Genomic DNA, 11637 nt, shown 5'->3' with positions numbered 1-11637 from the left:
GTATCCTTGGGGCATGCACTCAAAGCCCTTGTGCAAAAGGGCTGGAACACAAAAACAATTCGAGTGAACACATGAACATGCCAATTGCCCAAGCCGTGCTGAACCCTGTGCTGGACCCGCTGGAAACCGCCAGCATCGACGAGCTGCGCCAGCATCAGCTGGAGCGCCTGCGCTGGAGCCTGAACCACGCCTACAACAACGTGCCGCTGTACCGTCAGCGCTTCGATGCGCTGGGCGTACACCCCGACGACATCAAGTCCCTGGACGACCTGGCGAAATTCCCTTTCACCACCAAGTCCGACCTGCGGGACAACTACCCCTACGGCATGTTTGCCGTACCGATGCACGACATCGTGCGCCTGCACGCATCCAGCGGCACCACCGGCAAACCGACCGTGGTCGGCTACACCCAGAATGACATCGACACCTGGGCCAACGTGGTTGCGCGTTCGATCCGCGCCGCCGGTGGCCATCGTGGCGACAAGGTGCACATTTCCTATGGCTACGGCCTGTTCACCGGCGGCCTCGGCGCGCACTACGGCGCCGAGCGCCTGGGCTGTACGGTGATCCCGATGTCCGGCGGCCAGACCGAAAAACAGGTGCAGCTGATCAAGGATTTCCAGCCGGACATCATCATGGTCACGCCGTCCTACATGCTCAACATCGCCGATGAAATCGAGCGCCAGGGCATCGACCCGCACAAACTGGCCCTGCGCCTGGGTATCTTCGGCGCCGAGCCGTGGACCGCCGAACTGCGCAGCGCCATCGAGGCACGCATGGGCATCACCGCCCTGGACATCTACGGCCTCTCGGAAATCATGGGCCCGGGCGTGGCCATGGAATGCGCCGAAACCAAGGACGGCCCGACCATCTGGGAAGACCACTTCTACCCGGAAATCATCGACCCGGTCACGGGCGAAGTACTGCCGGACGGGCAGATGGGCGAACTGGTGTTCACCTCGCTCAGCAAAGAAGCTCTGCCGATGATCCGCTACCGCACCCGCGACCTGACGCGCCTGCTGCCGGGCACCGCGCGTCCCATGCGGCGCATCGACAAGATCACCGGGCGCAGCGATGACATGCTGATCATCCGTGGCGTTAACGTGTTTCCGACGCAGATCGAGGAGCAGGTTTTAAAAGTTAAACAACTTGCCGAGTGTTATGAGATTCATCTGTATCGCAATGGAAACCTGGACAGCGTTGATGTGCATGTCGAGCTCAAGGCTGAGCACCAGCACCTGACCGATGAACAGCAGAAGGCGGTTTGTGGGGAGTTGAGCAAGCACATCAAGACGCATATCGGGATCAGTTCGCGGATCGTTTTGCAGCCGTTCCATTCGATCAAGCGATCCGAGGGCAAGGCTTGCCACGTGGTGGATAAACGTCCTAAAGCATGACTGCTGCACCCTTTATGGCCCCGCTTTTTGCGGGGCTTTTTTTTGGTTTTTTTCATATCCATCGCTGCGGCAACGACCCTGTAGGAGCGAGCTTGCTCGCGATGGACGTCAACGATAACGCGTGCTGCCTGGACGCCCACGTTGCCTGGACGTTCTTCGCGAGCAGGCTCGCTCCTACAGCTGGACTACGGGCATCTGAAAGAAAATGGCCGGCTGTCAGGCCGCCATCGCGAGCAGGCTCGCTCCCACAGAAGAGCAAAGGCAGATCGGCGTACACAAACGCTCTTCACCACTCATAAGGCCGAGCGTTAGCTCGCCTGCAGCTCTTGATCTTGATCTTGATCCACCCGCCCCTTCGGGAGGCTGAGTGGAGGTATTCATCCGGGGATTGGCGCGCCGCGCCGTTCGACGCAGTCGAACACATTGCATGTAGGTGCAGCGAAGCAAACCGGAGGGCAATGCCCCCGGATGAATGCCGGAGCGAAGGAACGCCGAGCCTTAGCGAGGGGCCGGACGCTCGGGGCGAGCCTTTTTTTGCTTACTTTTTTTTGGCGTTTGAAAAAAAAGTGAGTCGCCGTAAGGGCGAAACCGCCAGTGGCCGTTACCAAAGAAATGGATATGTACGCCGCCCCCCCCCATTCATCCCAAAGCGATACAAAAAACAATTACGACACGTCATTTTCTGTTTGATATTAAATTCTGTATCGCTTATAAAGTTCTCCATGCCCCAGAACAGATTCAAGGCGGGAACTCAAAAATGTACGCACAGCTCGTAGAAACCGGCGTAAAGCGCATCAAGGACCTCTCGGAAATGTCCGAACAGGAACGCGCCTTCCAGGAAAAAATCGATTCAGAAATCAAGATCGAAGCCAAGAACTGGATGCCAGATGCCTACCGCCAGACCCTGATCCGGCAGATTTCCCAGCACGCCCACTCCGAAATCGTCGGCATGCTGCCCGAAGGCAACTGGGTCACCCGCGCGCCAAGCCTCAAACGCAAACTGCAACTGATGGCCAAGATCCAGGACGAAGCCGGCCACGGCCTATACCTGTACAGCGCCATGGAAACCCTGGGCGCCGACCGCGATGAAGAAATCGCCAAGCTGCACAGCGGCAAGGCCAAGTACTCGAGCATCTTCAATTACCCGACGCTGAACTGGGCCGACATGGGCGCGGTGGGCTGGCTGGTGGATGGCGCGGCGATCGTCAACCAGGTGGTGCTGCAGCGCACCTCCTACGGCCCGTATTCCCGGGCGATGATCCGCATCTGCAAGGAAGAGAGTTTCCACCAGCGCCAGGGCTACGAAATCCTCCTGACCATGATGCGCCACGGTAACCAGGCGCAAAAAGACATGGTCCAGGACGCGATCAACCGCCTGTGGTGGCCGTCGCTGATGATGTTTGGCCCAAGCGATGAACATTCGCCGAACAGCGCCCAGTCCATGGCCTGGAAAATCAAGCGCCAGAGCAACGATGAACTGCGCCAGCGCTTCATCGACCAGACCATCCCGCAGCTGGAGCTTTTGGGCTGCACCTGCCCCGACCCGGACCTGAAGTGGAACGCCGAGCGCGGCCACTACGACTTCGGCGAAATCCAGTGGAACGAATTCTACGAAGTGCTCAAGGGCAACGGCCCGTGCAACCAGGAACGCGTCGCCACCCGCCGCAAGGCGATCGAAGACGGCGCCTGGGTTCGTGAAGCCGCCGTCGCCCACGCCCGCAAAAAACAAAACAAGAACGCCGCCTAAGACAACCGTACCCCCTGTAGGAGCGAGTTCGCTCGCGATGGTCGTCAACGTTAACGTTGGTTGCCTGACACCCCGCGGTGCTCGCGGGTACATCGCGAGCAAGCTCGCTCCTACAGAGCCTCAATGTGGAGTAACTGAAATGTCCGAGTGGACCCTCTTCGAAGTCTTCGTGCGCAGCAAGCACGGTCTGAACCACAAGCATGTCGGCAGCGTGCACGCCGCAGACACCACCATGGCCATCGAAAACGCGCGCGAGCTCTACACCCGTCGCAGCGAAGGCGTGAGCCTGTGGGTCGTGCCTTCGGCGTTGATCACCGCCTCGTCGCCGGATGAAAAAGACCCGCTGTTCGATCCGTCGGACGACAAGGTCTACCGCCACGCCAGCTTCTACGAGCTGCCGGCCGAAGTCGGGCACATGTGAGGTCGACCATGAATAACAAGACCGATCTGATCGAATACCTGCTGCGCCTCGGCGACAGCGCCCTGATCCAGGGCCAGCGCCTGTGCCAATGGTGCGGCAAGGCCCCGGCGCTGGAAGAAGAACTGGCGCTGATGAACGTCGGCCTCGACCTGGTGGGCCAGGCGCGCAACTGGCTGGAGTACGCCGCCGAACTGCTGGACGACGGCCGCGATGCCGATCACCTGGCGTTTCGTCGTGACGAGCGCGCCTATCGCAACCTGCTGCTGGTGGAACAACCCAATGGCGACTTCGCGGTGACCATGCTCAAGCAGTTCCTCTATGACGCCTGGCATTTGCCGGTGCTGCAGGGCCTGAGCCAGTCCAGCGACGAGCGCATTGCCGGGATTGCCGCCAAAGCCGTGAAGGAAGTGACCTATCACCTGCGTCGCTCCGGCGAATGGATCGAACGCCTGGGTGACGGCACCGAGGAAAGCAATCGGCGCATGCTCGCAGCGATTCCCGAAGTCTGGCGCTTCACCGTTGAACTGATCGCCGCCGATGACAGCGAACAGCGTCTGTGCGCCGCCGGCATCACCCCGGACATCGCCAGCGTCGCCACCCAGTGGCAGACAAAGGTCGAGCAGATCTTCAGCAGCGCCACCCTGCCCGTCCCCGCGGCGCCGAGCTATTTCTACCTGAATGCACGCAAGGGCCTGCACACCGAACACTTAGGGATTCTACTGGCCGAAATGCAGTGCCTGCCACGAGCGTACCCCGATGCAACCTGGTGAGCTGATCGCCAGCGACCTCGGCGCCCGGCCGGCTCAACCGACCGACCTGGCTGCCGCGTGGGCGATCCTGTGCGAGGTCATGGACCCGGAAGTGCCAGTGGTCAGCGTGGTTGACCTGGGCATCGTCCGCGACCTGGACTGGCAGGCCGGTCACCTTCACGTGGTGGTCACGCCGACCTACTCCGGTTGCCCGGCCACCGAAGTGATCGAAAGCGACATCCGCGAAGCCCTGGAACTCGCCGGATTCAAGGCGCCGCAATTGGAGCGCAAGTTGACCCCGGCCTGGACCACCGACTGGATCAGCGACAGCGGCCGCGAACGCCTGCGCGCTTACGGCATCGCGCCGCCCGAGGGCAGCACCAGCAAGCGCAGCCTGCTCGGTGAAAGCCCGCTGGTTGTATGCCCGCAATGCGGCAGCGCCCACACCGAGGTGCTCAGCGAGTTCGGCTCCACCGCCTGCAAGGCCCTGTACCGCTGCGTCGATTGCCGGGAACCGTTCGACTATTTCAAGTGCATCTGAGCGGCGAATCGGCCGTCCCAGCTGGAGAACAACAATGAGCAAATTTCACAGCCTGACCATCAAGGACGTGCGCGCCGAGACCCGTGACGCGGTGTCCATCGCCTTCGAGATTCCGCAGCACTTGCAGGACAGCTTCCACTTCACCCAGGGCCAGCACCTGGTGATGCGCACCCAACTGGACGGCGAAGAAGTACGCCGCTCGTACTCGATCTGCACCGGGGTCAACGACGGTGAGCTGCGCATCGCCGTCAAGCGTGTTACCGGCGGACGCTTCTCGGCATTTGCCAACGAACAGCTGAAAGCCGGGCACACCCTGGAAGTGATGCCGCCCGCCGGGCATTTCTGCGTCGAACTCGACCCGGCGCGCCATGGCAACTACCTGGCCGTGGCGGCAGGCAGCGGCATCACGCCGATCCTGTCGATCATCAAGACCACCCTGGAAACCGAGCCCCACAGCCGCGTCACCCTGTTGTACGGCAACCGCTCCAGCTCCGGTGCGCTGTTCCGCGAACAGCTGGAAGACCTGAAAAACCGCTACCTGCAACGCCTGAACCTGATCTTCGTGTTCAGCCGCGAGCAGCAGGATGTCGACCTGTACAACGGCCGGATCAACGCCGAGAAATGCGAGCAGCTGTTCAGCCGCTGGCTCGACGTCAAGGCCCTCGACGCCGCCTTCATCTGCGGCCCGCAGGAAATGACCGAGACCGTGCGCGACAGCCTCAAGGCCAAGGGCATGGCGCCCGAACGCATTCACTTCGAACTGTTCGCCGCCGCCGGCAGCCAGCAAAAACGCGAAGCCCGTGAAGCGGCGCACCAAGTGGATTCAGCGGTCAGCCAGATCACCGTCATCAGCGATGGCCGCGCCCTGGCGTTCGACCTGCCGCGCAACAGCCAGAGCATTCTCGATGCGGGCAACGCCCAAGGGGCCGAACTGCCCTACTCGTGCAAGGCCGGCGTGTGCTCGACCTGCAAGTGCAAGGTCATCGAAGGTGAAGTGGAAATGGACAGCAACCACGCCCTGGAAGACTACGAAGTGGCCGCCGGCTACGTGCTGTCGTGCCAGGCCTTCCCTATCAGCGACAAGGTGGTGCTGGATTTCGATCAGCTCTGAAACCCCGTTTACAGGAACAACCACAAAACCTGTGGGAGCGGGCTTGCTCGCGAAGACGGAGTATCAGGCGCCATCCATGTTGAATGTGATGACCCCTTCGCGAGCAAGCCCGCTCCCACATTGATCCGGTTCCAACCCGAAACTGTTTCACTCACAACAAAAAAAACAAAGGAGCGCGCGTCATGACACCCCAGGAAATAGAACTCATCGGCCAGCACCCGGATTTCATCCAGCTGGTTCGTCGCAAACAGAAGCTGTACTGGTCACTGAGCCTGGCCATGCTGGTGATCTATTACGGCTTCGTGCTGCTGGTGGCTTTCTCCCCTTCTACCCTCGGCCAATCCCTGAGCGGCGGCGTGACCACCGTGGGCATGCTGGTGGGTGTCGTCATCGTCGGCCTGGCCTTTGCGCTGACCGGTTTCTATGTCTATCGCGCCAACAACGTGATCGATCCGCTGAATGAAAAACTCAAGCAGGAGTGCGCCCGATGAACCGCCTTCTTGCACTGTTCCTGCTGCCGCTGGCGGCTGTCACTGATGTTGCGATGGCCGCCGACGGCGTGGCCCGCCCATTGAATTGGAACGCCATCGGCATGTTCCTGGTGTTCGTGTTGTTCACCCTTGGCGTGACACGCTGGGCGGCACTGCGTACCCGCTCCACCAGCGATTTTTACACCGCTGGCGGCGGCATGACCGGTTTCCAGAACGGTCTGGCGATTGCCGGCGACATGATCTCGGCAGCCTCGTTCCTCGGCATCTCCGCGATGATGTTCCTCAATGGCTACGACGGTTTGCTCTACGCCCTGGGCGTGCTGGCCGGCTGGCCGATCATCCTGTTCCTGATTGCCGAGCGCCTGCGCAACCTGGGCAAATACACCTTTGCCGACGTGGTGTCCTATCGCCTGGAACAAACCCCGGTGCGCCTGACCTCGGCCTTTGGCACCCTGACCGTGGCCCTGATGTACCTGGTGGCGCAGATGGTCGGCGCCGGCAAGCTGATCGAACTGTTGTTCGGCATCGACTACCTCTATGCAGTGATGCTGGTCGGCGTGTTGATGGTGTTCTACGTGACCTTCGGCGGCATGCTCGCCACCACCTGGGTGCAGATCATCAAGGCGGTGATGCTGCTGTTCGGCACCAGCTTCATGGCGTTCATGGTGCTCAAGCACTTCGGCTTCAGCACTGAGGCGATGTTTGCCGGTGCCACCGCCGTGCACGCCAAGGGCAACGCGATCATGGCCCCCGGCGGCTTGCTGTCCAACCCGATCGATGCGATTTCCCTGGGGCTGGGCATGATGTTCGGCACCGCCGGCCTGCCGCACATCCTGATGCGTTTCTTCACCGTCAGCGATGCCAAGGAAGCGCGTAAAAGCGTGTTCTACGCCACCGGTTTCATCGGCTACTTCTACTTGCTGCTGATCATCGTCGGCTTCGGCGCCATCGTCATGGTCGGCACCGATCCGGCGTTCCGTGACGCCAGCGGCGCGATCATCGGCGGCGGCAACATGGTCGCGGTGCACCTGGCCCACGCGGTAGGCGGCAACCTGTTCCTCGGCTTCATCTCGGCGGTCGCCTTCGCCACCATCCTGGCGGTGGTTGCCGGGCTGGCGCTGTCCGGCGCCTCGGCAGTGTCCCATGACCTGTATGCCTGCGTGATGCGCAAAGGCCAGGCCAGCGAGCAACAGGAAATGCGCGTGTCGCGAATCGCCACCCTGTGCATCGGTGTGCTGGCGATCGTCCTCGGCCTGCTGTTCGAGTCGCAGAACATTGCCTTCCTCTCCGGTCTGGTGCTGGCCATCGCCGCATCGGTGAATTTCCCGGTGCTGTTCCTTTCGATGTACTGGAAAGGCCTGACCACCCGCGGCGCAGTCCTCGGCAGTCTGTCCGGACTGGTCTCGGCGATTGTCCTGCTGGTGCTGAGCCCGGCGGTGTGGGTCAACGTGATGCATCACGACAAGGCGCTGTTCCCGTACTCCAACCCGGCGCTGTTTTCCATGAGCCTGGCGTTCTTTAGTGCATGGCTGTTTTCCGTCACCGATACCTCGCCCCGGGCAGCCCTTGAGCGTGGCCGTTATCTGGCGCAGTTCATCCGCTCGATGACCGGCATCGGTGCCACTGGCGCCAGCAAACACTAAACGACGACCGATCAGTTGGCAGGGAATAAAAATAATGAAACCCGCACGTACCACGTCTTGTGAATCACTGTTTTCGCTGGCCGCCGCATTGAGTCTGCCCATGATCGCCCCCAGCGCCATGGCCGACTTCATCGGCGACAGCAAGGCCCGCATTGATATGCGCAACCACTACATCAATCGCGATTTCCGTCAGGACAACGCGCCGCAATCCAAAGCCGAAGAATGGGCCCAGGGATTCACTGCGCGCATCGAGTCCGGATTCACCGACGGCACCTTCGGTTTCGGTCTCGACGCGCTGGGGGAGCTGGGGATCAAGCTCGACTCCAGTCCCGACCGCCGTGGCACCGGGCTGCTGCCGTTTGGCCCGCAGAGCCATGAGCCCGACGACGAGTACAGCGAACTGGGCCTGACCGGCAAATTGAAAGTATCCAAAAGCGTGTTGAAGCTCGGCACCCTGCAACCCTTGTTGCCAGTGGTCACCTACAACGACACACGCCTGCTGGGTTCGACATTTGAAGGTGGCTTGCTGACCAGCCAGGAAATCGACGGCCTGACGGTGAATGCCGGACGCCTGACCAAGGCCAACCTGCGGGACTCCTCCAGCAACGATGACATCGGCTTCGGCGCCGCCACCAGCGATCACTTCGACTTCGGCGGCGGCACCTACGCGTTCAGCCCGCAACTGAATGTGAGCTACTACTACGGCAAGCTGGAACAGATCTATCGCCAGCAATTCGCCGGGCTGGTGCATACGCAACCGTTGGGCAACGGCTTCAACCTGCGCAGCGACCTGCGTTATTTCGACAGCCGCGGTGACGGCGCCGAGCGGGCCGGGCGCATCGACAACCGCAACTTCAACGGCATGTTCACGGTGTCCCACGGTGCCCACAAGGTCAGTGCCGCCTACCAGCAATTGTCCGGCGACAGCGCCTTTCCGTTCCTCAACGGCGGCGATCCGTACGTGGTCAACCTGGTGACGTTCAACACCTTCACCCGCGCCGACGAGGACTCCTGGCAACTGCGTTACGACTATGACTTCGCGGCCCAAGGCATTCCCGGCCTGACCTTCATGACCCGCTACACCGACGGTCGCCACGTCAAGGCAGGCACCGTCGACAACGGTCGCGAATGGGAGCGCGACACCGATATCAGCTACGTCGTCCAGAGCGGTGTGTTCAAGAACGTCAGCCTGCGCTGGCGCAACGTGACTTTCCGTTCCGGCAATGGCTTGACTACCGCCCTCGATGAGAACCGGCTGATCGTCGGTTACACCCTGGCGCTTTGGTAATTCCGAAAGGCGCGGCCGCCACCGCGCCACAACCCTTCATAACCAGGAGCAATCGTGATGTCCTCTTCACCTGCACTGCATGCCCCCACCCTGCAAAGCTTCATCGCCGGTCGCTGGATCGGCCAACACGGCGCGCAGGTCCTGCGCAGCGCCATCGACGGCCATGAAATCGCCCGCACCCACGAAGAGCGTCCGGACTTCGCCGAAGCCATCGAGCACGGCCGTCGCCAGGGCATCAGCGGCTTGATGGCGCTGGACTTCCAGCAGCGCGCCCAGCGTCTCAAGGCCCTGGCCCTGTACCTGAGCGAGCGCAAGGAACAGCTCTACGCGATTTCCCACCACAGCGGCGCGACCCGCGCCGACAGCTGGATCGACATCGAAGGCGGCAACAGCACGCTGTTCACCTACGCCAGCCTCGGCTCCCGCGAGCTGCCGTCGGGCAACATCGTCCACGAAGGCCCGGCCATGCAGCTGAGCAAAATGGGCACCTTCGCCGGTACGCACATTCTGGTGCCCCGTGGCGGTCTGGCGGTGCACATCAACGCGTTCAACTTCCCGATCTGGGGCATGCTGGAAAAATTCGCCCCGAGCTTCCTCGCCGGCATGCCGTGCATCGTCAAACCCGCCAGCGCCACCAGCTACCTGACCGAAGCCGTGGTGCGCCTGATGGACGAGTCCGGCCTGCTGCCGGCGGGCAGCCTGCAACTGATCATTGGCAGCACCGGCGACCTGCTCGACCGCCTGCAAGGCCAGGACGTGGTGACCTTCACCGGTTCCGCCGACACCGCAGCCAAGCTGCGGGTCAACCCGAACCTGATCCGCAATTCGGTGCCGTTCAACGCCGAAGCCGACTCCCTGAACTGCGCGATCCTCGCCCCGGACGTAACCCCGGATGACGAAGAGTTCGAGCTGTTCATCAAGGAAGTCGCCCGGGAAATGACCACCAAGGCCGGGCAGAAATGCACCGCCATCCGCCGCGCCATCGTGCCGGCCAAGCACATTGATGCCGTGGCTACGCGCCTGCGTGATCGCCTGGCCAAAGTGGTGGTCGGCGACCCGTCGGTGGAAGGCGTACGCATGGGCGCACTGGCGTCTCACGATCAGCAGAAAGACGTGGCTGAGCGTCTGGAAAGCCTGTTGCAGAGCAGCGATATGCTGTTTGGTGCCCGCGACGGTTTCGAACCCCGTGGTGAAAACGTCGACAAGGGCGCGTTCTTCGCCCCGACCCTGTTGCAGGCCCGCGACCCCCATGCCGAGGGCGGCGCCCACGATATCGAAGCGTTCGGTCCGGTCAGCACCCTGATGGCCTACGACGATCTCGACGAAGCATTGGCCCTGGCCGCGCGCGGCAAAGGCAGCCTGGTGGCCAGCCTGGTGACCAAGGATCCGCAAATCGCCGCCAAGGCCATCCCGGTCGCGGCTGCCTGGCACGGCCGCTTGCTGGTACTGGATCGCCACTCTGCCGGCGAATCCACCGGTCACGGCTCGCCGCTGCCACAACTCAAGCACGGCGGCCCGGGGCGTGCCGGTGGCGGCGAAGAACTCGGCGGCCTGCGCGCGGTGAAACACTACCTGCAACGCGCGGCGGTACAAGGTTCGCCGACCATGCTGGCGGCGGTCACCGGCGAGTACGTGCGCGGGGCCAAGGTCATCGAAACCGACGTGCATCCGTTCCGTCGCCATTTCCAGGACCTGCAGATCGGCGAGTCGCTGCTGACCCACCGCCGCACCGTCACCGAAGCAGATCTGGTGAACTTCGGCTGCCTGTCGGGCGACCACTTCTACATGCACTTCGACGAGATCGCGGCCAAGGAATCGCAGTTCGGCAAGCGCATCGCCCACGGTTACTTCGTGCTTTCAGCGGCGGCCGGGCTGTTTGTTTCCCCCGCTCCGGGGCCGGTACTGGCCAACTATGGCCTGGACACCTTGCGCTTCATCAACCCGGTGGGCATCGGCGACACCATCCAGGCGCGCCTGACCTGCAAACGCAAGATCGACCAGGGCAAGAAGAGCCCGCAGGGCATCCCGCAAGGGGTGGTGGCGTGGGATGTGGAAGTGACCAACCAGTTGGGTGAGCTGGTGGCCAGTTATGACATTCTGACCCTGGTGGTCAAACGCGAAGACTGATCTGGATTCCTGGTTGACCACTAATCTCGTGGTCAACCTCAATCTACTGTGGGAGCGGGCTTGCTCGCGAAAGCGGTGTGTCAGTCAATAATGATGTCGACTGACACACCGCTTTCGCGAGC

General features: G+C 61.9%; 10 protein-coding genes. All 10 read left to right on the top strand.

Annotated features, from left to right (window positions below):
• Window positions 1-71: 71 nt before the first annotated feature.
• The 10 genes from paaK (at window position 72) to paaZ (ending at window position 11515) form a co-directional block, all read left to right on the top strand.
• On the top strand, window positions 72-1397 hold the full coding sequence (gene paaK / locus KGA98_RS23635) for a phenylacetate--CoA ligase PaaK (RefSeq protein ID WP_223504087.1): 1326 nt from the start codon (window positions 72-74) through the stop codon (window positions 1395-1397).
• A 757-nt stretch (window positions 1398-2154) separates the two neighbouring features.
• A complete protein-coding gene (gene paaA / locus KGA98_RS23630; protein WP_057713980.1) occupies window positions 2155-3144 on the top strand; it encodes a 1,2-phenylacetyl-CoA epoxidase subunit PaaA in 990 nt (329 codons plus the stop codon).
• Between the two features lie 139 nt (window positions 3145-3283).
• Complete coding sequence (gene paaB, locus KGA98_RS23625; RefSeq protein ID WP_007943393.1) at window positions 3284-3565, top strand: 1,2-phenylacetyl-CoA epoxidase subunit PaaB; 282 nt, start codon at window positions 3284-3286, stop codon at window positions 3563-3565.
• Window positions 3566-3573: 8 nt separating this feature from the next.
• Window positions 3574-4335 carry a 1,2-phenylacetyl-CoA epoxidase subunit PaaC gene (gene paaC / locus KGA98_RS23620; RefSeq protein WP_223504085.1) on the top strand — a complete coding sequence of 254 codons (762 nt, stop codon included), beginning with the start codon at window positions 3574-3576 and terminating at the stop codon, window positions 4333-4335.
• Window positions 4322-4855 carry a 1,2-phenylacetyl-CoA epoxidase subunit PaaD gene (paaD, locus tag KGA98_RS23615; protein WP_223504083.1) on the top strand — a complete coding sequence of 178 codons (534 nt, stop codon included), beginning with the start codon at window positions 4322-4324 and terminating at the stop codon, window positions 4853-4855. The genes paaC and paaD overlap by 14 nt, the downstream gene beginning before the upstream one ends.
• 34 nt (window positions 4856-4889) lie before the next feature.
• Window positions 4890-5966 carry a 1,2-phenylacetyl-CoA epoxidase subunit PaaE gene (paaE, locus tag KGA98_RS23610; protein ID WP_090456854.1) on the top strand — a complete coding sequence of 359 codons (1077 nt, stop codon included), beginning with the start codon at window positions 4890-4892 and terminating at the stop codon, window positions 5964-5966.
• A 182-nt stretch (window positions 5967-6148) separates the two neighbouring features.
• Complete coding sequence (locus KGA98_RS23605) at window positions 6149-6457, top strand: DUF485 domain-containing protein (protein WP_150814175.1); 309 nt, start codon at window positions 6149-6151, stop codon at window positions 6455-6457.
• Complete coding sequence (locus tag KGA98_RS23600; protein ID WP_223504081.1) at window positions 6454-8100, top strand: cation acetate symporter; 1647 nt, start codon at window positions 6454-6456, stop codon at window positions 8098-8100. The genes KGA98_RS23605 and KGA98_RS23600 overlap by 4 nt, the downstream gene beginning before the upstream one ends.
• Window positions 8101-8134: 34 nt before the next feature.
• Window positions 8135-9388 (top strand): OprD family porin, encoded by a 1254-nt coding sequence (locus KGA98_RS23595; protein WP_223504079.1) that lies wholly within the window; start codon window positions 8135-8137, stop codon window positions 9386-9388.
• 57 nt (window positions 9389-9445) lie between these two features.
• Window positions 9446-11515: a phenylacetic acid degradation bifunctional protein PaaZ gene (gene paaZ, locus KGA98_RS23590; RefSeq protein ID WP_057713974.1), complete on the top strand. Its 2070-nt coding sequence runs from the start codon at window positions 9446-9448 to the stop codon at window positions 11513-11515.
• Window positions 11516-11637 lie beyond the last annotated feature (122 nt).

The organism is Pseudomonas sp. BF-R-24 (assembly GCF_019947335.1).
Lineage (GTDB): Bacteria > Pseudomonadota > Gammaproteobacteria > Pseudomonadales > Pseudomonadaceae > Aquipseudomonas > Aquipseudomonas jessenii.
This window is presented reverse-complemented; position numbering and strand designations above follow the sequence as displayed.

Coding starts and splice junctions, on each gene's coding strand:
- paaK (WP_223504087.1), top strand. CDS start 72: ATGAACATGCCAATTGCCCAAGCCGTGCTGAACCCTGTGCTGGACCCG.
- KGA98_RS23600 (WP_223504081.1), top strand. CDS start 6,454: ATGAACCGCCTTCTTGCACTGTTCCTGCTGCCGCTGGCGGCTGTCACT.
- paaD (WP_223504083.1), top strand. CDS start 4,322: ATGCAACCTGGTGAGCTGATCGCCAGCGACCTCGGCGCCCGGCCGGCT.
- KGA98_RS23595 (WP_223504079.1), top strand. CDS start 8,135: ATGAAACCCGCACGTACCACGTCTTGTGAATCACTGTTTTCGCTGGCC.
- KGA98_RS23605 (WP_150814175.1), top strand. CDS start 6,149: ATGACACCCCAGGAAATAGAACTCATCGGCCAGCACCCGGATTTCATC.
- paaA (WP_057713980.1), top strand. CDS start 2,155: ATGTACGCACAGCTCGTAGAAACCGGCGTAAAGCGCATCAAGGACCTC.
- paaZ (WP_057713974.1), top strand. CDS start 9,446: ATGTCCTCTTCACCTGCACTGCATGCCCCCACCCTGCAAAGCTTCATC.
- paaC (WP_223504085.1), top strand. CDS start 3,574: ATGAATAACAAGACCGATCTGATCGAATACCTGCTGCGCCTCGGCGAC.
- paaB (WP_007943393.1), top strand. CDS start 3,284: ATGTCCGAGTGGACCCTCTTCGAAGTCTTCGTGCGCAGCAAGCACGGT.
- paaE (WP_090456854.1), top strand. CDS start 4,890: ATGAGCAAATTTCACAGCCTGACCATCAAGGACGTGCGCGCCGAGACC.